Origin of the sequence: Aestuariimicrobium soli (genome assembly GCF_051192575.1) — a bacterium.
Classification (GTDB): Bacteria; Actinomycetota; Actinomycetes; order Propionibacteriales; family Propionibacteriaceae; genus Aestuariimicrobium; species Aestuariimicrobium soli.
Genome location: NZ_JBPJSQ010000002.1, coordinates 139,826 through 164,313, shown reverse-complemented (window position 1 = coordinate 164,313; position 24,488 = coordinate 139,826). Strand labels below are relative to the sequence as shown.

The following is a 24,488-nucleotide window of genomic DNA, read 5'->3' as shown; positions in this document are numbered from 1 at the left end:
CATGCAGCACGCCCGCAGCGGCAAGGGCTGGCGCGACCAGATCATGGTCAGCCTGCCCCGGCCGGCCTCGAGCAGCCCGTGGATGGAACTGGGCAAGCGGTTCGGCGCGGCCCTGCTGTTGTTGCTGGCCTCGACGCTGATCGTGTGGGTCGACCGTGACTCCTACGTCGACAACACCGGGCAGGACGGCATCAGCCTGATCGATGCCATCTACTACTCGACGGTGACCATCACCACCACCGGCTACGGCGACATCACGCCTCTGGCCAGCCACGCCCGCCTGATCAACGCCCTGATCGTCACCCCGCTCCGCATCGGCTTCCTCGTGTTGTTGGTCGGCACCACCCTGCAGGTGCTCGCCGACCAGGGCCGCCGCGGCATGCTGGACAGTTCGTGGAGGAAACGCATGCGCAACCACACCGTCGTCATCGGTTACGGCACCAAGGGTCGCAGCGCGGTCAACGCCCTGCGCCGCAACGAGGTTCCGGTCGATCGGATCGTCGTCATCGATGCGGACGAGTCCGCCACCAACGATGCCAACATCGACGGGCTGGCCGCCTTCACCGGTGACGCGAGCCGCCGCTCGCTGCTGCGTCGTGCCGAGATCTCGAAGGCGCGTGAGGTGATCATCACCCTCAACCGCGACGACTCCGCCATTCTCACCACCCTGACGGTGCGCCAATTGAACCCCCGCGCGCACATCGTGGTCTCGGTGCGCGAGCACGAGAACGTGCCGCTGCTGCGGCAGTCGGGTGCCGACATGGTGGTCACCTCGTCCGACGCGGTGGGTCGCCTGATGGGGCTGTCGTCGGTCAGCCCCTACGTCGGCAACATCATCGAGGACCTGCTCTCGCACGGCGAGGGCCTCGAGGTCGCCCAGCGGCAGGTCAGTCAGGACGAGGTGGGCCTCAGCCCGCGGCAGGTGACCCAGGACCGGGTGTTGGGCGTCGTCCGCAACCGCACCCTGCGGCGCTACTACGACTCGACCGTCGACAAGCTGCAACTGGGCGACGAGCTGATCGTCGTGCGCAAGGCCGAGGGCGCCCCGGTGCCGGTGCCCTCGGAGAGCGACGACGAGTAGACTTGAGCCGGACGCGGCAGGAAGGAGCCCCCACGATGGCCGAATCTCCCACCGTGCTGCGGCCGCTGCCCGACCCGGAACCGACCTCGTCGGGTTCCGACCCGGCGGGTCAGGCCAGCCCCTCGCAACAGCGGTTCAGCTCGGGTCCCGAGCAGCCGCGCCTGCGCATGCGCCAGCGACTGGCGCGACTGGGTGCCGTCAAGAGTCCGCAGTCGGCGGTGCTCGACCCCCTGTTCAAGGTGGTGCGGGCCAACCATCCGAAGGCCGACCTGGCCCTGCTGGAACGGGCCTACCACACCGCCGAGCACTACCACCGGGGGCAGCTGCGCAAGTCGGGTGACGCCTACATCACCCACCCGCTGGCGGTGACGTCGATCCTGGCCGAGCTGGGCATGACCGAGCCTACGCTGGTGGCCGCGCTGCTGCACGACACCGTCGAGGACACCAGCTACACCATGGAGCAGCTGACGGCCGACTTCGGCGACGAGGTGGCCGGTCTGGTCGACGGCGTCACCAAGCTCGACAAGGTCACCTACGGCGACTCGGCGAAGGCCGAGACCCTGCGCAAGATGGTGATCGCGATGAGCCGCGACATTCGCGTGCTGGTGATCAAATTGGCCGACCGCCTGCACAACATGCGCACCCTGGACTTCCTTCGACCCGACAAGCAGAACCGGATCGCCAAGGAGACGCTCGAGATCTTCGCCCCGCTCGCGCACCGACTCGGCATGAACGCCGTCAAGTGGGAACTGGAGGACCTGGCCTTCTCGACGCTCGAGCCCAAGGTCTACGACGAGATCGTGCGGCTCGTCGCCGAGAGCGCCCCCCAGCGGGATCGCGCGCTCAAGGAGGTGATCGCCACCGTCGAGCAGGACCTGGCGGCCGCCGGCATCCAGGCCACGGTGTACGGACGACCCAAGCACTACTACTCGATCTACCAGAAGATGAGCGTGCGCCATCGGGAGTTCTCCGACATCTACGACCTGATCGGGCTGCGCATCCTGGTGGGCAGCAATCGCGACTGTTACTCCGCACTGGGCGTGATGCACGTGCGCTGGAACCCCCTGCCGGGCCGGTTCAAGGACTACATCGCGATGCCGAAGTACAACATGTACCAGTCGCTGCACACCACGGTGCTCGGCCCCGGCGGCAAACCGGTCGAACTGCAGATCCGCACCCAGGAGATGCACCGTCGCGCCGAGCTGGGCGTCGCCGCCCACTGGAAGTACAAGCAGGGCGGCGGCCGCGACACCGAGGCCACCGATCTGGCCTGGGTGCACTCGCTGAACCAGTGGTCGAAGGAGGCCGACGACCCGGGCGAGTTCCTGGACTCGCTGCGGTTCGAGATCCAGTCGTCCGAGGTGTACGTGTTCACCCCCAAGGGCGACGTAGTGGCCCTGCCGAGCGACTCGACCCCGGTCGACTTCGCCTACTCGGTGCACACCGAGGTCGGCAACCGGTGCATCGGGGCCCGCGTGAACCAGCGCCTCGTCCCCCTCGACACCAAACTGGCCAACGGGGACGTGGTCGAGGTGCTCACCTCGAAGAACGAGCACGCCGGACCTTCCCGCGACTGGCTCGCGTTCGTGGCCAGCCCGCGCGCCAAGCAGAAGATCAAGCAGCACTTCACCCGCGAGCGCCGCGAGGAGTCGGCCGAGAAGGGCAAGGACCTGCTGGCCAAGCAGCTGCGCAAGTCGGGGGTGCCACTGCAGCGGCTGCTCACCCTCGAGCACCTGACCGCCGTCGCGGACGACCTGCGGCTCGCCGACGTGAACGCCCTCTACACCGCCATCGGCGACGGATCGGTGGGCCCCCAGCACGTGGTGGAACTGCTGCTGCGCACCGAGGGCGGCGTCGAGGAAGCCCGCGAGGAACTCTTCGAGGACCGCCCGCTTCCCGAGGGTCGCCAGCGACGCACCTCGGAGTTGGGCGTGGTGGTCGCGGGCGACACCGACGTGTACGTGAAGCTGGCCAAGTGCTGCCTGCCCCTGCCGGGCGACGAGATCATCGGCTTCGTCACCCGCGGTGACGGGGTCTCGGTGCACCGCCGCGACTGCACCAATGCCTCGAACCTGCTGAACACCCCCGAGCGCATCGTCGACGTCTCCTGGGCGCAGAACGCGCAACAGGGCTACCTGGTGGCCATCCAGATCGAGGGTCTCGACCGCGCCGGGCTGCTGTCGGACGTCAGCCGCACCCTGGCCGAACAGCACGTCAACATCTTGTCGATCAACATGAACCAGACCAAGGACCGGCTGTTCAAGTTCCGGATGACGTTCGAATCGGCAGACCCCCGGCACCTCGACCACCTGCTGAAGGTGATCCGGCGGGTCCCGGGGGTCTACGACACGTTCCGTGTGAGGCAGTGAGGCCGCCTCAGCCAGTTTGGCCGCCCGTCAGGCGGTGAACTCGTCCAGCGCCTTCTGGGCCTGGTCGCGCCACGAGCTGTAGGTCGCGATGGACGAATCGGCCTCCTTGACCGCCTTCTGGTTGCCGGCCGCCTCGGCCTTCGAGCGCTGGGCGGCGAGCTTGTCGATCTGAGCGGTGAACATGTCGACCGTGTCCTGCGCCCGCTGACGGGCCTCGGGGTCGGTGCGGCGCCACTGCTCGGCCTCCGCGTTCTTGACGGCCTGGTCGAGCTTGCGCACCCTCTCGTCCAGCGTGCGGATGGCGTCGCGCGGCACCTTGCCCAGCTCGTTGAACTTCGCCAGGAAGTCGCGGTAGGCCGCCTTCGCGGTCTCGACGTCGCCGACCGGCAGAATGGTCGCCTCGGCCTCGGTGAGCAGGGCCTCCTTGGCGACCTGGTTCTCGGCGAACTCGGCGTTCTGCTCCTCGAAGGCGGCATTGCGGCGGCCGAAGAACTCGTCCTGGATGGCACGGAAACGTGCCCACAGCTTGTCGTCGGTGCCGCGGGGAGCCGAGCCGGCCGCCTTCCAGCGGTTCATCAGCTCGCGGAAACCAGCGGCGCCGGCACCGAAGTCCTCGGTCCTCGCCAGTTCCTCCGACTCGGCGATGATCTGTTCCTTGGCCTGCTGCGCCGACGAACGGGCCGCATTCCGCTCCGCGAACTGGGCCTTGCGGCGGCGGGTGTAGGTGGTGCGTGCCGACGAGAACCGGTGCCACAGCTCGTCATCGGTGGTCTTGTCGATGCGGGGGAGCGCCTTCCACTCGTCCAGCAGCGACCGGAACCGGTTGACGCCGTCGCGCCAGTCGTTGCCGGCGGCGAGCTTCTCGGCCTCGGTGACCATGCCCTCCTTGGCCTGCTTGGTGCGTGCGTGGGCCTCGGCCCGCTCGGCCCGCTTGGCCTCCTGCTTGGCGGCCAGGGTCGGGGCGAGGGCCTCGAGCTTGGCGAGCAGTCCGTCGAGATCGCCGACCGCGTTGGCCTCGCCGATCTGCGTGGTCAACGCGTCCACCTTCTTGCGCGCCTCGTCGCCGCTCAGCGCGCCGGAGTTGATGCGCGCCTCGGCGAGCCCGACCTCGGTCTCGAGGGCGAGGAAGCGGCGCACGAAGAACTCCATGGCTTCGGCGGGCGCCACGTCGGGCACCTGGCCGACCCGTCGCTCGCCTGCGGACGTGGTGACGTAGACCGTGCCGTCGTCTTCGACTCGACCGAAGCTGGCAGGACCTGTGGATTCGCTCATGGCTCCATCTTGCCCGATAGGCTGGTCGGTGCGCTCAACCCTTCCAGCGCCCCGCTCCCAAGCCGAGGAAAAGAACCGTCGTGGCTCGTCCCCAACCGCTCTCCGGATTTCCCGAATACCTGCCCGCCCAGTCGGCGGTCGAACAGCAGTTGATCACCCTGCTGCGGGAGACCTTCGAGTTGCATGGGTTCGGTCGCATCGAGACCCGGGCGGTCGAGCCGCTGGAGCAACTGAACCGCAAGGGTGAGATCACCAAGGAGGTCTACACCGTCAAGCGGCTGCACGCCGCCGCCGACGATGTCGCCGAGCTGGGGCTGCACTTCGACCTGACGGTGCCGTTCGCGCGCTACGTGCTCGAGAACGCCGGCCACTTGGTGTTCCCGTTCCGCCGGCACCAGATCCAGAAGGTGTGGCGCGGCGAGCGCCCGCAGGAGGGTCGCTACCGCGAGTTCTGTCAGGCCGACATCGACATCGTCGGCCAGGACACCCTGGCCGCGCACCACGACGTCGAGGTGGTGCTGGTCGCGCTCGAGGCCTTCGAGCAGATGCACACCCGGCTCAACCTGCCGCCGGTGCTGATGCGCGTCAACACGCGCAAGCTCGCCCAGGGCTTCTACGACGGCCTCGGTGTCGACGATCCGTTGGCCGTCATCCAGCGGGTCGACAAGATCGCCAAGATCGGACGAGCCGGCGTCACCGCCCTGCTGACCGACGAGTGCGGGCTCACGCCCGAGCAGATCGAGCCGGTGCTGGCGCTGGCCGAGATTCGCTCGACCGACACCTCCTTCCGCGAACGCGTGCTCGAACTGGTCGCCGCCCACCCCGGCCTCAACAACCCGGTGCTGCACGCCGGGCTCGACGAGTTGGTCGCGCTGGTCGACCAGGTGTCGGCGCAGTTCCCGGGTCGCATCGTCGCCGACCTGTCGATCGCTCGGGGGCTCGACTACTACACCGGCCCGGTCTTCGAGGTCGAGCTGGTCGGGCACGAGAGCCTGGGGGCGATCTCGGCCGGCGGCCGCTACGACGCCCTCGCCAGCGACGGCAAGCGCACCTTCCCCGGTGTCGGCATCTCGATCGGCATCACCCGCATCCTCGCGCCGCTGCTGGGCAGGGGAGTGCTCACCGCCTCCCGGTCGGTGCCCAGCTGCGTGCTGGTGGCCGTCGACGACGAGGACGAACGCTCGTCCGCCGTTGCCGTCGCCCAGGCCCTGCGCGCGCGGGGCATCCCGTGCGAGGTGGCGCCCAAGGCCGACAAGTTCGGGCGCCAGATCAGGCACGCCGACCGGCGGGGGATCCCGTTCGTCTGGTTCGGCGGCACGACGGGCCAGGTGAAGGACATTCGCTCCGGCGACCAGGTCGACGCCGACGCCGGCTCGTGGCAGCCGCCCGCCGACGACCTGCACCCGCGGGTCGTCTCGTCCGACTGAGCCTGCGGACTGAACTGGCAGCCTGAACTAGGCTGGCCCCGTCGCGGTTGGTCGCAGGCCAGCCCACTCCCCACGCGGGCGCACTGTCGATGCGCACGCAACAACGAAACAAAGGAAACTCTCGATGCTCAGAACCCACGATGCAGGCACGCTCCGCGCGGAGCACGCCGGTCAGACCGTCACCCTCACCGGCTGGGTCGCCAAGCGCCGTGACCACGGCGGTGTGGCGTTCATCGATCTGCGTGATGCCTCGGGTGTGGCGCAGGTGGTCGTGCGGGACGAGATTCTCGACTCCTCGGGTGCCCATGACCTGCGCAACGAGTTCTGCATCAAGGTGACCGGCGTGGTCGAGCCCCGCCCCGAGGGCAACGCCAACCCCGATCTACCCACCGGTGAGATCGAGGTGGCCATCACCGACCTGGAGGTGCTCAATACCGCGGCCCCGCTGCCGTTCCAGATCGACCGGCGCATCACCGTCGGCGAGGACGCCCGCCTGAAGTACCGCTACCTCGACCTGCGCCGGCCGCGTCAGGCCGAGGCGATCCGGCTGCGCTCGAAGGTGACCCGCGCCATCCGCGAGGTGCTCGACGGCCGCGACTTCGTCGACGTCGAGACCCCGACGCTGACCCGCTCGACCCCCGAAGGGGCGCGCGACTTCCTGGTGCCGGCGCGTCTGCACCCGGGCAGCTGGTACGCCCTGCCGCAGAGCCCGCAGTTGTTCAAGCAGCTGCTCATGGTCGCCGGGCTGGAGCGGTACTACCAGATCGCCCGCTGCTACCGCGACGAGGACTTCCGCGCCGACCGTCAGCCCGAGTTCACCCAGCTCGACATCGAGATGAGCTTCGTCGACCAGGACGATGTGATCGAGCTGGCCGAGGCCGTGATGGCCAACTGCTGGAAGCTGATCGACGTCGAGCTGCCCTCGCCGCTGCCGCGCATCACGTGGCACGACGCCATGGACAAGTATGGCTCCGACAAGCCCGACCTGCGTTTCGACCTGGAGCTGACCGAGGTCACCGACTTCTTCGCTGACACGCCGTTCCGCGTGTTCCAGGCCCCCTACGTGGGCGCCGTGGTGATGCCCGGTGGGGCCGACCAGCCGCGCCGGCAGTTCGATGCCTGGCAGGAGTGGGCCAAGCAGCGCGGCGCCCGGGGACTGGCCTACATCACCGTGGGTGCCGACGGCGAGTTGGGCGGGCCGGTGTCGAAGAACATCTCCGACACCGAGCGGGCCGGCATCGCCGAGCGCGTCGGGGCCAAGCCCGGCGACTGCATCTTCTTCGGGGCCGGGGCCCGCGAGACCACCCAGGAACTGCTGGGCGCGGCCCGCCTCGAGATCGGCCGCCGCTGCGGCCTGATCGACGAGTCGGCGTGGAGCTTCCTGTGGGTGGTGGACGCCCCCCTGTTCAAGTCGACCTCCGATGCCGTCGCCTCGGGTGACGTGGCCGTCGGTGCGGGCTCGTGGACGGCGGTGCACCACGCGTTCACCTCGCCCACCCCCGAGTCGATGGACACCTTCGACACCGACCCCGGGTCGGCGCTCAGCTATGGCTACGACTTCGTCTGCAATGGCAACGAGGTCGGCGGTGGCTCCATCCGTATCCATCGCCGCGACGTGCAGGAGCGGGTCTTCGGCGTCATGGGGCTGTCGCCCGAGGAGTCGCAGGAGAAGTTCGGCTTCCTGCTCGACGCCTTCCAGTTCGGCGCCCCGCCGCACGGTGGCATCGCCTTCGGCCTCGACCGTCTGGTGATGCTGCTGGGTGGTTTCGACACCATCCGCGACGTGATCGCCTTCCCGAAGTCGGGTGGCGGCTTCGACCCGCTCACCCAGGCGCCGGCGCCGATCACCGCGCAGCAGCGCAAGGAGGCCGGGGTCGACGCTTCACCCGAGAAGAAGGACGCGGAGAAGAAGGACGCCGATGCCTGAGATCACCATTCCCACCAATGCCCCCGGCCCCGGCGGCGTGAGCTCGATCCCCGCCCTGCTGAAGTGGTCGCCCACCGGTGAGGGCGCCGGCATCGTGCTGGTGCAGGAGATCTTCGGACGTTCCGGCTACATGCGGTCCCGCGCCCGCGACCTGGCGGCGCTCGGGTACACCGTGGCGCTGCCGCAGGTGTACTGGCGGGCTGGCGCCGATGCCGTCGACGAGACCAGCGACGACGCGCTGGAGCAGGGCATGGCGTTGATGCAGAAGGCCGACTGGAACCAGGCCGTCGACGACGTGCGACTGGTGGTCGAGTCGCTGCGTCGGGAACCGAAGACGGGCGGACGAGTGGCCCTGGTCGGCTTCTGCTACGGCGGCGGGCTCGCCTATGCCGCGCTGCAGGGGGCGCAGGGAAGCCAGCGCGCCGACGCCCTGGTGAGCTATTACGGGTCGGCCCTGCCGAACCTGGTCGACGGAGACGCCGTGACGGTGCCGAGCCTGCACCACTTCGGTGATGCCGACGCCTACCTCTCGTCCGAGGTGGTCGACCACATCGCGCAGGTGGTGCAGCACAACGGCGCCGAGGTGAAGTTGTGGCACGGTGCCGGGCACGCGTTCGATAACACGGCCCCGATGTTCCACCACGAGCAGGCCTCCGAGGAGGCGTGGCAGGTCACCGTGGAGTGGCTGCGGACCCACTTCCCGGCCTGAGGGGAATCGCCTCCGCGATCGGCACCTCACCGTCGTAGAAGTTGATGGTCTCGCGGCTGCCCGCCCCCGTGGTGACCACGTGGGTGATGACGGCGGCCACGTTGTCGCGCGAGGTGGCTCCGGTGGGATGGGCCAGGTCGCGGTCGATCAGGCCGGTGGCCTCGTCGAGGGTCAGGCGGCCGGGGCCCAGGATCGTCCAGTCGAGGTCGGTTCCGCGCAGGTACGCGTCGGCGTCGTGCTTGGCCCGCGCGTAGGGGAAGAAGCTGTCGGCCGGGTCGAGGGTGTCGACGTCGGTGTCCGCGGTGGCGTAGGAGACTGTCACGAACCGGGGGACCCCGGCACGGGCGGCGGCGTCCATGGAGCGCACGGCGGCCTCGAAGTCGACCGCGTGCGTGCGGGCGGGGTTGCCTCCGCCCGCCCCGGCCGAGAAGACCACGGCCTCGGCGCCGGTGAACAGCTCCGCCAGCTCGACGGTCGTCGCCCGTTCGATGTCGAGCACCACCGGGTTCGCACCGGCCGCGCGTACGTCGTCGGCGTGCTTGGGGTTGCGGATCACGGCGTCGACGCTGCGGCCCGCGGCCACCAGCCGGGGTGCGGCCAGCAGGGCCACCTTGCCGTGCCCGCCGAGGATCACGATGCGGTCGTCTCTCATGGGAATCTCCTTGTCCGGGTCGGGGTGGGGCCTTCATTGGGGCAACACCCCGGAACCAAGGTCTGTTCCCAGGCTGGGCTGTCGCCGTGGAGGAACGTGCGACGAAAACTGCTGTGGATTGCCCATGAGGAGGATTTCGGGCCCGATCAGTGAATCGAGCGCAGGTTTCGTCGCACCCGATGGCCGGACTGCCAGCCGGACGGGGCGCTGGCCACCACCACTAGACTGCTGCGGGTGACTGACCTGTTCGGCAACCCGGATCCCGGCACCGCGCCGACGGCTGGCGGATCGCTGGCCCTCGGGTCGCTGAGCGGTGGCGCCCACCAGGGTGGCCAGCCGCTGGCGGTCAGGCTTCGTCCGCGCACCATCGACGAGATCGTGGGGCAGGGCCACTTGTTGGGTCCCGGGTCGCCGCTGCGGCGGCTGGCCGACGGCAGCCAGGCGATGTCGGTGTTCCTGTGGGGGCCGCCCGGGGTCGGCAAGACCACCATCGCCTCGGTGGTCTCGCACTCCACCCACCGTCGCTTCGTCGAGGTGTCGGCGGTGACCGCGGGCGTCAAGCAGGTGCGCGAGGAACTCGACACCGCCTCCCGCGAGTTGGCCCGCGGACGGGGAACCGTGCTGTTCATCGACGAGGTGCACCGCTTCTCGAAGGCCCAGCAGGACGTGCTGCTGCCCGCCGTCGAGAACCGGCTGGTCACCCTGATCGCCGCCACCACCGAGAATCCGAGCTTCTCGGTGATCTCGCCGCTGCTGTCGCGGTCGCTGCTGCTGACCCTCAGGCCGCTGACCGATGACGACATCGGCACGCTCGTCGACCGAGGGATCAGCGACGAACGGGGGGTGCGCACCTCGTCGGGTGAGCCGTTCACCCTGCACCCCGAGGCGCGGGCGACTCTGGTGCGCCTGGCCCAGGGGGATGCGCGCCGGTCGCTGACCTACCTCGAGGAGGCCGCCGCCGGGGCCGATGCCCTGGGGCAGACCGAGATCACCCCCGAGATCGTCGCCAAGGCCGTCGACCGCGCCACCGTGCGCTACGACAAGGACGGCGACCAGCACTACGACGTGATCAGCGCGTTCATCAAGAGCGTGCGCGGGTCTGACGTGGACGCCGCGCTGCACTACCTGGCCCGCATGCTCGAGGCGGGGGAGGACCCTCGGTTCATCGCCCGCCGGTTGATGATCCTGGCCTCCGAAGACATCGGTATGGCGGCGCCGTCGGTGCTGCAGACGGCCGTGGCAGCCGCGCAGACGGTGCAACTGATCGGCATGCCCGAGGCGCAGCTGACACTGGCCCACGCCACCATCGCCGCCGCCGTCGCTCCCAAGTCGAATGCCGTCACCACCGCCATCGGCGCGGCCCGGGCCGACGTGCAGGCCGGCAAGGTGGGCGAGGTGCCGCCCTACCTGCGCGACGCCCACTACGCCGGTGCCAAGACCTACGGTCACGGCCAGGGCTACGTCTACCCGCACGATCTCGCGGCGGGAGTCGCGGCGCAGCAATACCTGCCCGACGAACTGGTCGGCAGCCGCTACTACCAGCCCACCGATCACGGCAACGAGGCGGCCATCGGCACCCAAATGGAGGCGATCCGCCAGCGGCTCGACGGCTAGAGTTGGGCTGCCCGCAATCCCAGCAGTTCAGGAATCCCATGAAGACCGCAGAAGTTGGCCGCCGCTACGTCGAGTTCTTCCGCAGGCACGACCACGCCGTCGTGCCCAGCGTGCCGCTCGTGCACAACGACCCCAACCTGCTGTTCGTGGTGGCCGGCATGGTGCCGATGGTTCCCTACTTCACCGGCGAGGTGCCGGTGCCCTGGAAGCGCGCCGTGTCGATCCAGAAGTGCATCCGCACCCTCGACATCGACGAGGTCGGCAAGACCACCCGCCACGGCACCTTCTTCCAGATGCTCGGCAACTTCTCGTTCGGCGACTACTTCAAGGCCGAGGTGATCCCGTGGACGTGGGAGTTCCTCACCGGCCCGGTGGACGACGGCAACCTGGGCTTCGACCCCGAGAAGATCTCCGTGTCGGTGCTGGGCCCCGGCTTCCACCCGGCCTACCCCGAGGGTGACGTGGAGGCGCTCGAGATCTGGCGCTCGATCGGCATGCCGGACGAGCGCATCTGGCGCCGCGACCTCTCCGAGAACTATTGGCACATGGGCGTCCCCGGCCCCGGCGGCCCCGACTCCGAGGTCTTCTACGACCGCGGGCCCGAGTTCGGCCCCGCCGGTGGCCCCGACGTCAACGATGAGCGCTACCTCGAGATCTGGAACAACGTCTTCCAGCAGGAGGAATTGTCGGCGGTGCGTCGCAAGGACGACTTCGACGTCGCCCGCGAGCTGCCCACCAAGAACATCGACACCGGTGCCGGGCTCGAGCGGATCGCCACCCTGCTGCAGGGCAAGCACAACCTGTACGAGATCGACCAGGTGGCGCCGGTCATCGACCGTGCGGCCGAACTGGCCGGCAAGTCCTACGGGGCGAATGCCGACGACGACGTGCGCCTGCGCGTGATCGCTGACCACGTGCGCTCGGGGCTGATGCTGATGAGCGACGGGGTTCGTCCGGGCAACGAGGCGCGCGGCTACGTGCTGCGCCGGCTGCTGCGCCGTAGCGTCCGCTCGATGCGGCTGCTGGGCTACACCGGCGAGTCGCTCGTCGAGTTGCTCGACGTGTCGCGCCGGGTGATGAACGAGACCTATCCCGAGATCGACGCCACATGGGAGCAGGTGAGCCTGGCCGCGGCCGCCGAGGAGGCGTCCTTCTCGCGCACCCTGGCCAGCGGCACCCAGCTGTTCGAGACTGCGGCCGCCGAGGTGCGCGGAGCCCACGGCAGCACCCTGGCCGGCGAGAAGGCCTTCCAGTTGCACGACACCTACGGTTTCCCGATCGATCTCACGCTCGAGATGGCGGCCGAGCAGGGCCTGTCGGTCGACCGCGACGAGTTCACCCGCCTGATGGGCGAGCAGCGGGCCCGGGCGAAGGCCGACGCCAAGGCGAAGAAGGGCGGCGCGGCGGTCAACGTCGATGTCTACCGTGGCCTGCGCGATGCCGGTGAGACCCCGTTCCTGGGCTACACCGATCTGGTCGTGCCCACGCGGGTGCGAGGCATCATCGCCGAAGGCAGCGTCGTCGACCACGCCGCGGCCGGTTCGGTCGTCGAGGTCGTGCTCGACGAGACCAGCTTCTACGCCGAGTCGGGCGGTCAGGATGCCGACGCCGGAGTGATTCGCGCGGGCGGCTTCGACCTCGAGGTGCTCGACGTGCAGCGCCCCGTGCCGGGGCTGGTGGTGCACAAGGTTGCCGTCAACGGTGACCTGGCGGTGGGCGACCAGGTCGAGGCGGCCGTCGATGCCGCCCACCGACTCGGCTCCTGCCAAGCGCACACGGCGACCCATGTGCTGCACGCCGCGCTGCGCGAGCTCGTCGGTCAGGGCGCGACCCAGGCCGGCTCGTACAACAAGCCCGGCTACCTGCGCTTCGACTACGCCGCCCAGGGGGGCCTCTCGGACGCGCTGCGCGCCGAGATCGAGGAACGCTGCAACCTCGCCATCAAGGAGAACCTGGTCGTCACTGACGCCCAGATGCCGCTGGAGGAGGCCAAGGCCCTCGGTGCCATGGCGATGTTCGGCGAGAAGTACCCGCCGATCGTCCGCATGGTCGAACTGGGCGGGCCGTGGTCGCGTGAGTTGTGCGGTGGCACGCACGTGCAGACGTCGTCCCAGATCGGGCTGATGACCCTGCTGGGCGAGCAGTCCATCGGGTCGGGGGCGCGGCGCGTTGAGGCCCTGGTGTCGACCGACGCCTTCACCCACCTGGCCGGCGAGCGCGCCCTCGTGCACGGGCTCAGCGAGATTCTCAAGGTGCAGCCCGACCAGTTGACCGAACGGGTCAGCAAGCTGGTGGCCGACCTCAAGCAGGCCGAGAAGCAGATCGCCGACCTCAGGGCCGAGCAGTTGAAGGCCGAGGCGGGTGCCCTGCTGCAGCAGGTGCGCACCGTGGGTCAGTACCAGCTGTTGGCCGTCGAGGTGCCCGGGGTGGGCGGGAACGACCTGCGTGGACTGGTCACCGACCTGCGCGGACGACTCGGTGAGCAGGCGGCCGTGGTCGCGGCCGTCGGCGGCACTGCCGACAAGCCCGCCCTGGTGGTCGCCACCACCGCGGCCGCCCGCGAGTTGGGCGCCAAGGCCGGCCAGCTGGTCGGCGTCGGCGCGGTGCCGTTGAGCGGTCGGGGCGGCGGCAAGGACGACCTGGCCCAGGGCGGTGGCACCAACGGTGCCGGTGCCGCCGACGCCCTGGCGGCCATCGCCGCGGCGCTCGGCTGACGGCAGGGCGCCGGGCATGGAGCTACCCGAGGTGGGGGCCGCCCTGGGGGACCAGCGCGGCATCCGGCTGTGTTTCGACTGGGGCAAGGCCCGCGTCGGGGTCGCCTACTGCGACCCCGACGGGCTGATGGCGTACCCCGTCGAGACCATCCCCGCCAAGGACCAGCCGTTCCGCAGGGTGGCCGCCCTGGTCGCCGAGTACGACCCCGTCGAGGTGGTGCTGGGCTGGCCCAGGAACCTGGCCGGCAAGGAGGGCCCGGCGGTCGAGTTCATGCGCGGCGTGCTCGCCGAGTTGCGGACGACGGTGGCCCCGGTGCCGGTGGTGCTGGTCGACGAGCGGATGAGCACCGCGGAGGCGTCACGTAGACTCGCCCAAGCGGGCAAGAACGCCCGCCAGCGGCGCGGGATCATCGACCAGGCGGCCGCTGTCGGCATTCTGGAGCAGGCGTTGGAGGCACGGCGCCAGCACACGGGCCAGAGCATGGGTCAGAACGCGGGCCACGACATCGGAAGGGGCGCCGAGTGAGCGGACTGTTCGTCGACAACGAGCGCAAGTTCAACTGGAAGAAGGTGTTCTACCACGCGCGGAGCACCTTCGCCGTGCTGCTCTCGCTGGCGGTGCTCGTCGGCGGCGGGTGGGCCGGCTACCACTACGCGAACAAGGCCTACATCGCCTACCGCACCACCGACGACTACCTCGGCTCCGAGGGTGTGGCCACCATCGAGGTGACCGTTCCCCGCGGCGCGGGCATGAACCAGATCGGGTTCATCCTGCTCGACGCGGGCGTCATCAAGTCGATGAAGCCGTGGCGCAAGGTCACCGCCGCCGAGGCCGGCTCGAAGGACATCCAGGCCGGTCGCTACAAGATGCGCACCCAGATCTCGGCCGAGGCCGCCTTCAACTACCTCGCCGATCCCCAGAACATCGAACGCACCCGCGTCACCCTGCCGGAGGGCCTGCGCCTCACCGAGCAGTGGCCCATCATCGAGAAGGCCACCAAGATCAAGCAGGCCGACATGGCCGCGGTCGAGAAGAACACCAAGGCCCTGGGTGCGCCCGCCTGGGTTCCTGCGGGCAATGCCGAGGGCATCATGTACCCCGAGACCTACGAGGTCGACGACTCGCCCACGGCCGCGGAACTCGGTCAGGCGCAGGTCAAGCAGTTCACCACCGTGCTCACCGAGCTGAACTTCGAGGATCGCGCCAAGGCCGCCGGCGTCACGCCGTACCAGGCGCTGATCGTCGCCTCCATCGCCGAGAAGGAGGTGCGTGGCGAGAAAGACCTGGCGCTGGTGACCGGGGTCTTCTACAACCGCCTGAAGGCGGGCATGCCCCTGGGCTCGGACGCCACCATCGTCTACGCCAACAACATCAAGGGCCGCCTGACCACCACCGACGCCGAGCGCCAGGTCAAGTCGCCCTACAACACCTACACGAACAAGGGGCTGCCGCCGGGGCCGGTGAGCAACCCCGGCAAGTTGGCCCTGACGGCGGCCGTGAACCCGACCAAGTCGGACTACCTGTACTTCGTGGTGATCGACCCCGACACCGGCGAGACGGCTTTCGCCAAGACCTTGGCCGAGCACAACGCCAACGTGAAGAAGTTCCAGGCCTGGTGCCAGGCTCACAAGGGCAAGTGCTGACCCCGAACGCAGGGGGTGACGCGGCGAGCGCCCCCACCACCTGTGCCGTCATCGGCCACCCGGTCGGGCACTCGCTGTCTCCGGCGATCCACCGCGCCGCCTATGCCGAGGTGGGGCTCGACTGGCACTACGAGGCCGTCGACGTCGCCCCCGGGCAGGTGGCGGACTTCGTGCGGGGCCTCGAGCCCCACTGGCGGGCCCTGAGCGTGACCGCCCCGCACAAGGACGATCTGGTCGCGCTCGGCGAACCCGACGACGTCGTCCGGCTCACCGGCGCCGCCAACACCTGGGTGCGTGACGCCGGCGCCCGGGGCGGGGCGATCGTCCGCAACACCGACGTACCCGGCTACGGCGTCGCGTTCGCGGCCCACGGGCTGGGCGACCTGTCCACGGCCACCCTGGTCGGCAACGGCGCCACGGCCCGTTCGGCAATGGTCGGGTTGGCCCGGCTGGGCGTGCGTGCAGTGGTCGTGCTGGCCCGCGACCCCGGACGAGCCCGCGGCCTGGTCGAGCTCGGCGCCGAGTTGGGGGTGCAGGTGACCCCGCGCGCGCTGGCCGAACTGGCCGAAATGGCGGGTGGCGCGTCGTCCGATCTCGTGGTGTCGACGGTGCCGGCGGTCGGGGCAACCCCGTACGCCGAACTGCTCGCCGCGCTCGCGCCGGTGGTCTTCGACTCCGTCTACGACCCCTGGCCGACCCCGTTGGCGCAGGCCGCCGCGGCCCGCGGTGCCCTGGTGCTCAACGGGCTCGACCTGCTGGCGGGGCAGGCCGTCGAGCAGGTGCGTTGGCACACCGGCGCCGAGGTCACGTTCGCGTTGCTGCGCGGCGCCGCGCAAGACGCGATGACGGCCCGAAACCACATCTGAAAGACTCAGCCCATGTTGCGTTACCTGACGGCGGGGGAGTCCCACGGCCAAGCGCTGGTCGCCACGATGGAGGGCATCCCGGCCCACGTGAAGATCTCCGGCGCCGACATCCAGAATGACCTCGCCCGTCGCCGGCTCGGCGTGGGTCGAGGTGCGCGGATGAAGTTCGAGGCCGACGCCCTCACCCTGCTGGGCGGCTTCCGCCACGGTGAGACCCTGGGGTCGCCCATCGCGCTGACAATCGGCAACACCGAGTGGCCCAAGTGGGTCGAGGTGATGAACCCCGAAGAGGTCGACGCCGAGGTGCTGGCCGAGCAGGCCCGCAACGCCCCGCTGACCCGCCCCCGGCCCGGCCATGCCGACCTCGCGGGCATGCAGAAGTACGCCTTCGACGAGGCCCGCCCGATTCTCGAGCGCGCGTCGGCCCGCGAGACGGCCGCCCGGGTGGCTCTCGGCGCCATCGCGAAAGCCTTCCTGCAGCAGGCACTCGGCGTCACGGTGCTCAGCCATGTCGTCGAGCTCGGGCCCGTGAAGGCCGCGAAGGGGCTGTACCCGACGCTTGGTGACCTCGCGGCCATCGACGCTGACCCCGTGCGCTGCTTCGACCCCGAGGCATCGGCCGCCATGCAGGCCGAGGTCGAGGCCTGCCATCGCGAGGGCGACACCCTCGGCGGGGTGGTCGAGGTGCTCGCGTGGGGGCTGCCGCCGGGCCTGGGGTCGCACAGTTCGGGCGACCGGCGGCTCGACGCGAAGCTGGCCTACGCACTGATGGGCATCCAGGCGATCAAGGGGGTCGAGCTGGGCGACGGCTTCGACCTCGCGCGGGTGCGCGGGTCGCAGGCCCACGACGAGATCGCGCCTGCGGGCGAGGGCGACGGCATCCACCGACTGAGCCACCACTCGGGCGGCACCGAGGGTGGCATGAGCACCGGAGAACTGCTGCGGGTGCGGGCCGCCATGAAGCCGATCGCGACCGTTCCCCGGGCCCTGCGCACCATCGACGTCGCCACCGGTGAGGCAGCCAAGGCCCACCACCAGCGCTCCGACGTCTGCGCCGTGCCGGCCGCCGGCGTGGTGGCCGAGGCCATGGTGGCGTTGGTGCTGGCCGAGGCCGCGCTGGAGAAGTTCGGGGGCGACTCCGTCGACGAGACCCGCCGCAACCTCGAGGCCTACCTGGCCGACGTGGATGCGCGGGGACTGGCATGACCATCGTCTTCGTGGGCCCGCCCGCCTCGGGCAAGACCACCCTCGGGCGAGCCACCGCCGCCCGGCTGGGGCTCGAGTTCGTCGACGTCGACCAGGTGATCGAGAGCCGCGCCGCCAAGACCATTGCCGAGATCTTCGTGGACGACGGTGAGCCCCACTTCCGCGCCCTGGAGCGCGACACCACCCTGGAACTGCTGGGGCCGGCGGGGGAGCCGACCGCGCGCGTGCTCTCCCTGGGTGGGGGTGCCGTGCTCAACGACGACATTCGCTCCGCCCTGGCGGGCCACGACGTCTTCTGGCTGCAGGTCTCGGTCACGCATGCCACCCGTCGGGTGGGCATGAACGTGATGCGGCCCCTCGTCCTCGGAGACGTGCGCGCCAATCTTGAGCGCCTGCAGACCGAACGCGAGCACCTCTATCGTGAGGTCGCGTCCCATGCCCTCGACACCACCGATCGCCGGCCTGATGTCTTGGTCGACGAGATCGTCTCGCTGCTCCCCGCCTCCCGCCAGCACGCCGGGGACGAGGCGTGAGCACCGTCGAGGTGCGGGCCGAACAGCCCTACCGGGTGGAGATCGCGGCCGGGGCGTCGTCCGGCCTCTTGGAGTTGGTCGCCTCGGATGGATCGCGAGCCGCGAGGGTGGCGATCCTGCACCCGCAGGCCCTGACCGAGCGCGCCGCCGGGTTGACCGAACAGCTCGAGGCGGCCGGCATCCAGGTGCTGCCGCTGATCGTGCCGACCGGTGAACACGCCAAGTTCGCGACCACCCTGACGGGTTGCTGGGACGCTCTGGCGGCCGCAGGCTTCACCCGCAGCGACGTGGTGGTCGGCCTCGGCGGTGGGGCGACCACCGATCTGGCTGGATTCGTGGCCGCCACCTGGCTGCGCGGCGTCGGCTACGTCGCGATGCCCACCTCGATCCTGGGCATGGTCGATGCCGCCGTCGGCGGCAAGACGGGCATCAACCTGGCCGCCGGCAAGAACCTCGTTGGCGCCTTCTGGGAGCCGCGCGGCGTGCTCTGCGATCTCGACACGTTGGCCGACCTGCCGCCCGCCGAGGTCAGCAACGGGCTGGCCGAGGTGATCAAGTGTGGGTTCATCAGCGACCCCGAGATCCTGCGTCTCGTCGAGGACGACCCGGCGGCCGCCCAGGATGTCAGCTCACCCGTGGTGGCGGAGCTGATCACCCGGGGGATCGCGGTGAAGGCGAGCACCGTCTCGGCCGACCTGCGCGAGCAGACCTCCACCGCCGGTCGGGTGGGCCGCGAGGCGCTGAACTACGGCCACACCCTGGGCCATGCGATCGAGAAGGCCGAGAACTTCGGGTGGCGGCACGGCGAGGCCATCAGTGTGGGCATGGTGTTCGCCGCCGAACTGTCGGCCCGCACCCTCGGGCTCGATGCCTCGACGGTGACCCGGCACCGAGCGGTGCTCTCGTCCGTGGGGCTGCCCGTGCGCTACGCGGGCTCCGACTGGGCGTCGCTCCGCGCCACCATGAGCCTGGACAAGAAGACCCGCGGCTCGTCCCTGCGGTTCGTGGGCCTGCCCGAGGTGGGTCGGGTCGACCTGATCGAGGCACCGCACGAAGACGTGCTGCGCGAGTGCTTCGAGCTCATTCGATCCTGATGCCCAGCTCGGCCGCCAGTTGGTGGGTGAGTTCCAACAGGTCGACGGGGTCGATCACCATGCCGCGCAGACCAGCGATCGACTTCGCGCCCGTCAACTGACTGCCGCGGATCGCACCCCGGGTCGTCCGCAGTTCGTGGAACTGCACCTCGGAGAGATCGCAGCCCTCGAAGGTGACGTCGACCAACTGCGCGGACGAGAGGTCAGCCCCCCGCAGGCGGCAGTCGACGAACCTCACGCGGGTGAGCTTGGCGAACCGCAGATTGGCGAGGTCGAGCAGGCAGCCCGTGAAGGTGGCGTCCTGCACCACCGACTGGGCGATGTCGAAGCCGGTCATGCGACAGTCGGTGAACGCGAGCCGTCGCAGTCCGGGCTCGGTGAGGCGCGCGTTGGCCAGGTCGACCCCGGTCAGGGAGAGGTCGTACCAACTGGGCTTGAACCAGTCGGAGTTCGCCGCCGTGCCACCGGCGACGGTGCTGGCGCCCCATTCCACGAACTCGCTGCTGTGCCACTCCAGCGCCAGCGATTCCACCGCCAGCCTCTCGACGAGGGCATCGTCGGGCACGCCGTCGGGGCCCAGTTCCGCCTGCTCGGTCAGCGAGTCGTGGCGGGGAGGAAAGGGGGGCTTGGTGCGTGGGGTCATCGCTCACGAGAGTACGGGAAAGGGGCTACGGGAGGTCGGCGCCCAGCGAGTACACCCGCCTCGCCGTTCCCGCCAGGATCGCCTCGGCCTCGGTCGGGGGCAGGGTGTCGATCCAGCCGCGAATGGCCCGCCAGTGGGGCAGGTAGCCTCCGGCGTCGAGCGTGGTCATCGGCCAGTCGCCGCCGTAGAGCAGCCGATCGGCGCCGAACAGGTCGAGGGCGAGGTCGAGCACCGGTCGCAGCGCCTCGGTGGTCAGCGGTGCGCTCTGCAGGGTGGTGGTCGGGCACTGCAGCCCCGAGACCTTGGCGACGACGTTCGGACGGGCGGCGGCGCCGGCGAGGGCCTCGGCCCAGGCGTCCAGCTCGTCCGGCGCGCCGGCACGCGGCGGCTTGGCGAGGTGGTCGACGACCACGGTGAGGTCGGGGTGACGCTCCGCCACCCTGGTCAGCTGCGCCAAGTGCCGGGGCCACGCGTCGGGCACGTCGAGCGGCAGGCCGGCGGCGGCAACCAGGCGCAGCGCGTCGTCGACCTCGTCGAGGAAACCGGCGTCGGGATCGTCGTGCACGAGGTGCCTCACCCCCACCAGCGGGCGGGAGTGGTAGCGGGCCAGCGCGGCCCGGGTGGCGTCCGGATCGCGCAGCGGCAGCCAGCCGACCACCCCGGCGATCCAGTCGTGGCGCTCGGCCCAGTCGAGCATCAGGTCGGTCTCGGCGAGGGAGTCCTCGGCCTGCACCAGCACGGCTCGATCGACGCCGGCCTGGTCGAGCACCTGCCGCGCCTCGGCGGGCAGGTGGTCGCGGAACAGGTCCCCGTGCTGCGGGCCGAGCCACGGATACGCGCCGGGGTCGTCGGTACGACGCCCGAGATCCCACAGGTGCAGGTGGGTGTCGATGACGCTCATGCCGCCAGCTCCCGCCAGAAGTCCTCGGGCACGGGCGACCGCAGCAGGTGCAGGTTGCGGGCGACCTGGTCGGCGGTGATGCCGCCGACCACCACGCGGACGACCGCCGGGTGCCGCAAGGGGAACTGCAGGGCAGCGGCGGGAAGGGCGACCCCGTGAGCAGCGCAGAGGGCCTCGAGCCGCTTCACCACGGCGGTCTTCCCGGGGCTGATCGGCTCGTAGTCGAACAGGTTCTCCCGGTCGGGCAGCAGGCCGGTGGCGAGCACCCCGCCGTTGAAGATGGCGGCCGCAGCCACCCGGGTGTCGGTCTCGAGGGCACGGTCGAGCACGCGGGTGCCGTCGCTGGCCAGGGTGTGCACGCCGGCCACCATCAGCTCGTCCCAGTCGCCGGAGTCGGCGGCGCGCAGCAGGGCGGCAGCGTCCATCGAGGCGAACCCGATGGTGTCGACCAGCCCTTCCTGCTTGAGCAGCTGCAGGCCCTCGAGGGCCGTGGTCAGCCCGGCCTCGAGGTTGTAGCGCTCGGCGTCGTGCACGTAGGAGATGTCGACGCGGTCGAGGCCGAGGCGATCCAGCGACTCGTGCAGGCTCCGGCGCACACCGTCGGCGCTGTAGTCGGGCACGCGGCGGTGATCGGCGGGCACCAGGAAACCCTCGTCGTCGAGTCGTCCGGCAGCGTCCTGGGGCACGAGCAGTCGTCCGACCTTCGTCGCGACGAGGGCCTGCTCGCGCGGGACCCCCGCCAACAACCGGCCCAGCCGGCGCTCCGACAGACCCAACCCGTAGTGGGGGGCGGTGTCGAAGGCGCGCACGCCATGGTCCCAGGCCCCGGCGAGCACCGCGTGGGCCTGGTCGTCGGTGAGCTCGATGCCGTGGTTGCCCAGCGGGGCGCAGCCCAGTGCGAAGGTCATGCCGGGAACTCGTAGCTCGCGATCGAGTCGGGGTGCATCTCGGCCCCGGCGCCGGGAGCGAGCGGGGCGAGGTAGCGACCCTGGCGCACCTCGACGGGGGTGACGAAGTGCTCGTGGAGGTGGTCGACGTACTCGATCATGCGGCCGTCGTCGGATCCGCTGACGGCCACCAGATCGAACATCGCCAGGTGCTGCACCGCCTCGCACAGCCCGACCCCACCGGCGTGGGGGCAGACGGGCACCCCGAACTTGGCGGCGAGCAGCAGCATCGCGAGGTTCTCGTTGACCCCCGCGACCCGGCTGGCGTCGATCTGCAGCACGTGCAGGGCGCCGGCCTGCAGGAACTGCTTGGCCAACACCCGGTTCATCAGGTGCTCGCCGGTGGCCACCCGGGTGGGCGCGACCCCCCGGGCGATGGCGGCGTGACCGAGCACGTCGTCGGGGCTGGTGGGTTCCTCGATCCAGGCCAGGTCGGTGACAGTGGCCAACTGTCGCACCCAGTCGATGGCCTCGGCGACGTCCCACCGCTGGTTGGCGTCGATGGCGATCGGCAGGTCGGGCCCGACGGCCTCGCGGGCCAACCGCAGTCGGCGCAGGTCGTCGTCGAGGCTGCCGCCCACCTTCAGCTTGATCTGCGTGAACCCGTCGGCCTTGGCCTCGCGGCACAGACGCACCAGCTTCTCGTCGGAGTAGCCGAGCCAGCCGGGGGAGGTGGTGTAGGCCGGGTAACCGTGCTCGAGCAGGTGGCGCTCCCGCTCGGCGCGGCCGGGTTCGGCCGCCTTCAGCAGGGCGAGGGCCTCGTCCGGCGTGAGCGCGTCGGTGAGGTAGCGGAAGTCGACCAGGTCGACGAGTTGCTCGGGGCTCATGCGGGCGAGCAGTTGCCACAGGGGCAGCCCGGCGCGCTTGGCCTTGAGGTCCCACAGGGCGTTGATGACGGCACCCAGCGCCATGTGCATGACGCCCTTCTCGGGGCCGAGCCAGCGCAGCTGCGAGTCGCCGTTGAGCTCGCGCCACAGGCCGCCGAGATCGTCCAGCACGGCGAGGTCACGGCCGACCAGCCGCTCGGCGAGGAGGGCATTGGCGACCGTCTGCACGTCGTTGCCGCGCCCGATGGTGAACACGAATCCGTGGCCGGACTCCCCATCTGAGGTCTCCAGCCGCAGATAGGCTGCCGAGTAGTCCGGGTCGGGATTCATGGCATCGGAGCCGTCGAGGAACTCCGAGGTGGGAAAGCGGATGTCGTGGGCCCGGAAACCGGTGATGGTGGCCATGCCTGCACGCTAGACATCCGATGTCTGGGGCGTCAAGATGGGCGGGCCGCGATCACCGCCGCTCAAGTCACCGCTCGTCACCGCTCACGTCACCGCACAGCACCAAGGAGATCTGATGTCTGAACAGTCAACCCCAGCCCGCGAGTTCGACGGCCTCGTGGCCGTCGTCACCGGCGGAGCGAGCGGCATCGGGTTGGCGGTGGTGAAGCAGCTGGTCGCCGCCGGCGCCAAGGTGGCTGCGCTCGACCTCAACCCCGTCGACCTGCCCGAGGGGGTGCTGCCGGTGCGGGCCGACGTCGCCGACGACGCCTCGGTCGTCGCCGCCATCGCGCAGGTGACCGATCACTTCGGCGGTCTCGACATCGTCATCAACAACGCCGGCATCGGCGCCCAGGGTGACGTGGCCGCCAATGACGACGCCGAGTGGGCGCGCGCGTTCGACGTCAACGTGGTCGGCATGGCCCGCGTCACTCGCGCCGCCCTGCCGCACCTGCGCGCCAGCCAGCACGCCGCCGTCGTCAACACCGGATCGATCGCCGGCGACGCCGGCCTTCCCCAGCGCGCCCTCTACTGCGCCACCAAGGGCGCCGTGCACGCGCTCACCCGCGCCATGGCCGCCGACCACCTGCGCGAGGGCATCCGCGTCAACGCCGTCGCCCCCGGCACCGCCGACACCCCCTGGGTCGGACGACTGCTGCAGAAAGCCGACGACCCCGAGGCCGAGCGCGCGGCCCTCGAGGCGCGTCAGCCCCACGGCCGTCTGGTCAGCGCGGACGAGGTGGCGCACGCCATCGTGCACCTGGCCAGCCCCCGCTCCGGCTCGACTGCGGGAGCCATCCTGGCCGTCGACGGAGGCATGGGCGGGCTGCGGCTTCGTCCGGTCGGCAGCTGAGCCGGCGCCGTGGCCGTCACCGACGACGCCATCGAGGCGATCCGCACCATGATCGCCACCGGCGAGCTGAAGCCCGGCGACCGGCTGCCGCGGGAGGCCGATCTGGCCGCCTCGCTCGGCCTGTCGCGCAGCTCGCTGCGGGAGGCGGTGAAGGCGCTGGCGCTGATCAGGGTGCTCGACGTGCGACGCGGCGACGGCACGTTCGTGGCGGCCCTGGAACCGGCGTCGCTGGTCGACGTGATGGGCTTCGTCACCGACCTGCACCAGGACTCCAGCGTGCTGCAGTTCCTGCAGGTGCGCCGACTGCTCGAGCCCGAGGTGACCGCGCTGGCGGCGACCGAGATGGCCGCCGCCGATCGGGAGGCCCTGCTGGGCTCGGTCGACGAGCTGGACGACCTGGCCACCTCGGCCTCGTCGGCGGGCGAGGTCGACCGCCTCGTCACCCACGACCTGGAGTTCCACCGCCGGATCGCCGAGACCTCCGGCAATCCGCTGGTGGTCTCGCTGCTCGACGCCGTGTCGGGGCGCACCCAGCGGGCCCGCGTCTGGCGGGGCATCACCGAGCACGAGGCCGTGGGCCGCACGGTGCGCGAGCATCGTGAGATCGCGCGGGCGATCCTCGCCGGCGATGCGCAGGCGGCTCGAGCCTGGGCGACGGTGCACATCGCGGGCGTGGAGCAGTGGCTGCGTCGGTCGCTCGATTCTGCCGCTGACGGGTCGCCGGTTTAGAATCGCTGGCTGTCATCATCTTTCGAAAGGCGATTC

General features: G+C 70.3%; 21 protein-coding genes. 15 read left to right on the top strand and 6 right to left on the bottom strand.

Translation table 11 applies throughout. The annotated features are described in order from the left end of the window. The first annotated feature begins 1 nt into the window (after nucleotide 1). Both ACSDQ9_RS02075 and ACSDQ9_RS02070 read left to right on the top strand, forming a co-directional pair. Entirely contained in the window at nucleotides 2-1,081 is a 1,080-nt protein-coding gene (locus tag ACSDQ9_RS02075) for a potassium channel family protein (protein ID WP_435143719.1), read from the top strand. Nucleotides 1,082-1,116: 35 nt separating this feature from the next. Then, a complete protein-coding gene (locus ACSDQ9_RS02070) occupies nucleotides 1,117-3,450 on the top strand; it encodes a RelA/SpoT family protein (RefSeq protein ID WP_435143035.1) in 2,334 nt (777 codons plus the stop codon). Nucleotides 3,451-3,477: 27 nt separating this feature from the next. On the opposite strand, the gene ACSDQ9_RS02065 is transcribed toward ACSDQ9_RS02070, so the two are convergent. Beyond that, a complete protein-coding gene (locus ACSDQ9_RS02065; RefSeq protein ID WP_435143033.1) occupies nucleotides 3,478-4,722 on the bottom strand; it encodes a DUF349 domain-containing protein in 1,245 nt (414 codons plus the stop codon). A gap of 80 nt (nucleotides 4,723-4,802) precedes the next feature. Between ACSDQ9_RS02065 and hisS the strand changes: the two genes are divergently transcribed. From hisS to ACSDQ9_RS02050, 3 genes are all read left to right on the top strand, one after another. Further along, nucleotides 4,803-6,149 carry a histidine--tRNA ligase gene (gene hisS, locus ACSDQ9_RS02060; RefSeq protein ID WP_435143031.1) on the top strand — a complete coding sequence of 449 codons (1,347 nt, stop codon included), beginning with the start codon at nucleotides 4,803-4,805 and terminating at the stop codon, nucleotides 6,147-6,149. Nucleotides 6,150-6,273: 124 nt separating this feature from the next. After that, complete coding sequence (aspS, locus tag ACSDQ9_RS02055; RefSeq protein WP_435143029.1) at nucleotides 6,274-8,076, top strand: aspartate--tRNA ligase; 1,803 nt, start codon at nucleotides 6,274-6,276, stop codon at nucleotides 8,074-8,076. Further along, the gene (locus ACSDQ9_RS02050) at nucleotides 8,069-8,785 is read left to right on the top strand and encodes a dienelactone hydrolase family protein (RefSeq protein ID WP_435143028.1); all 717 of its coding nucleotides are present in this window, start codon (nucleotides 8,069-8,071) and stop codon (nucleotides 8,783-8,785) included. The genes aspS and ACSDQ9_RS02050 overlap by 8 nt, the downstream gene beginning before the upstream one ends. Here the strand turns inward: ACSDQ9_RS02050 and ACSDQ9_RS02045 are convergent. After that, the gene (locus ACSDQ9_RS02045; RefSeq protein WP_435143026.1) at nucleotides 8,748-9,437 is read right to left on the bottom strand and encodes an SDR family oxidoreductase; all 690 of its coding nucleotides are present in this window, start codon (nucleotides 9,435-9,437) and stop codon (nucleotides 8,748-8,750) included. The genes ACSDQ9_RS02050 and ACSDQ9_RS02045 overlap by 38 nt on opposite strands. A gap of 234 nt (nucleotides 9,438-9,671) precedes the next feature. On the opposite strand from ACSDQ9_RS02045, the gene ACSDQ9_RS02040 reads away from it, so the two are divergent. The 8 genes from ACSDQ9_RS02040 to aroB all read left to right on the top strand — a co-directional run bounded on the left by ACSDQ9_RS02040 (nucleotide 9,672) and on the right by aroB (nucleotide 19,108). After that, a complete protein-coding gene (locus ACSDQ9_RS02040) occupies nucleotides 9,672-11,051 on the top strand; it encodes a replication-associated recombination protein A (RefSeq protein ID WP_435143024.1) in 1,380 nt (459 codons plus the stop codon). Between the two features lie 38 nt (nucleotides 11,052-11,089). After that, on the top strand, nucleotides 11,090-13,765 hold the full coding sequence (gene alaS, locus ACSDQ9_RS02035; RefSeq protein ID WP_435143022.1) for an alanine--tRNA ligase: 2,676 nt from the start codon (nucleotides 11,090-11,092) through the stop codon (nucleotides 13,763-13,765). Nucleotides 13,766-13,826: 61 nt separating this feature from the next. Beyond that, nucleotides 13,827-14,291 (top strand): Holliday junction resolvase RuvX, encoded by a 465-nt coding sequence (gene ruvX / locus ACSDQ9_RS02030; RefSeq protein WP_435143716.1) that lies wholly within the window; start codon nucleotides 13,827-13,829, stop codon nucleotides 14,289-14,291. Continuing rightward, nucleotides 14,288-15,409: an endolytic transglycosylase MltG gene (mltG, locus tag ACSDQ9_RS02025; protein ID WP_435143020.1), complete on the top strand. Its 1,122-nt coding sequence runs from the start codon at nucleotides 14,288-14,290 to the stop codon at nucleotides 15,407-15,409. The genes ruvX and mltG overlap by 4 nt, the downstream gene beginning before the upstream one ends. Then, nucleotides 15,403-16,275 (top strand): shikimate dehydrogenase family protein, encoded by an 873-nt coding sequence (locus tag ACSDQ9_RS02020; RefSeq protein ID WP_435143018.1) that lies wholly within the window; start codon nucleotides 15,403-15,405, stop codon nucleotides 16,273-16,275. The genes mltG and ACSDQ9_RS02020 overlap by 7 nt, the downstream gene beginning before the upstream one ends. Nucleotides 16,276-16,287: 12 nt before the next feature. Further along, the gene (aroC, locus tag ACSDQ9_RS02015) at nucleotides 16,288-17,481 is read left to right on the top strand and encodes a chorismate synthase (RefSeq protein WP_435143016.1); all 1,194 of its coding nucleotides are present in this window, start codon (nucleotides 16,288-16,290) and stop codon (nucleotides 17,479-17,481) included. Then, on the top strand, nucleotides 17,478-18,014 hold the full coding sequence (locus ACSDQ9_RS02010) for a shikimate kinase (protein WP_435143014.1): 537 nt from the start codon (nucleotides 17,478-17,480) through the stop codon (nucleotides 18,012-18,014). Before aroC ends, ACSDQ9_RS02010 begins: the two co-directional genes overlap by 4 nt. Further along, on the top strand, nucleotides 18,011-19,108 hold the full coding sequence (gene aroB / locus ACSDQ9_RS02005; protein WP_435143013.1) for a 3-dehydroquinate synthase: 1,098 nt from the start codon (nucleotides 18,011-18,013) through the stop codon (nucleotides 19,106-19,108). Before ACSDQ9_RS02010 ends, aroB begins: the two co-directional genes overlap by 4 nt. Here aroB and ACSDQ9_RS02000 read toward each other — a convergent pair. Genes ACSDQ9_RS02000 through ACSDQ9_RS01985 form a run of 4 tightly spaced genes read right to left on the bottom strand, consistent with a single transcriptional unit; the run spans nucleotide 19,095 to nucleotide 22,831 of the window. Then, nucleotides 19,095-19,751: a pentapeptide repeat-containing protein gene (locus ACSDQ9_RS02000; protein WP_435143012.1), complete on the bottom strand. Its 657-nt coding sequence runs from the start codon at nucleotides 19,749-19,751 to the stop codon at nucleotides 19,095-19,097. The two genes, aroB and ACSDQ9_RS02000, sit on opposite strands and share 14 nt — an antisense overlap. Before the next feature lie 25 nt (nucleotides 19,752-19,776). Further along, a complete protein-coding gene (locus ACSDQ9_RS01995; RefSeq protein ID WP_435143011.1) occupies nucleotides 19,777-20,652 on the bottom strand; it encodes an amidohydrolase family protein in 876 nt (291 codons plus the stop codon). Then, nucleotides 20,649-21,560 (bottom strand): aldo/keto reductase, encoded by a 912-nt coding sequence (locus ACSDQ9_RS01990; RefSeq protein WP_435143009.1) that lies wholly within the window; start codon nucleotides 21,558-21,560, stop codon nucleotides 20,649-20,651. The genes ACSDQ9_RS01995 and ACSDQ9_RS01990 overlap by 4 nt, the downstream gene beginning before the upstream one ends. Next, nucleotides 21,557-22,831, bottom strand: a complete 1,275-nt coding sequence (locus tag ACSDQ9_RS01985; protein ID WP_435143007.1) for an enolase C-terminal domain-like protein — start codon at nucleotides 22,829-22,831, stop codon at nucleotides 21,557-21,559. Before ACSDQ9_RS01985 ends, ACSDQ9_RS01990 begins: the two co-directional genes overlap by 4 nt. A 115-nt stretch (nucleotides 22,832-22,946) precedes the next feature. On the opposite strand from ACSDQ9_RS01985, the gene ACSDQ9_RS01980 reads away from it, so the two are divergent. Further along, nucleotides 22,947-23,723, top strand: a complete 777-nt coding sequence (locus tag ACSDQ9_RS01980) for an SDR family NAD(P)-dependent oxidoreductase (protein ID WP_435143005.1) — start codon at nucleotides 22,947-22,949, stop codon at nucleotides 23,721-23,723. A gap of 9 nt (nucleotides 23,724-23,732) precedes the next feature. After that, nucleotides 23,733-24,452 (top strand): FadR/GntR family transcriptional regulator, encoded by a 720-nt coding sequence (locus ACSDQ9_RS01975; RefSeq protein WP_435143003.1) that lies wholly within the window; start codon nucleotides 23,733-23,735, stop codon nucleotides 24,450-24,452. The last annotated feature ends 36 nt before the right edge of the window (nucleotides 24,453-24,488 follow it).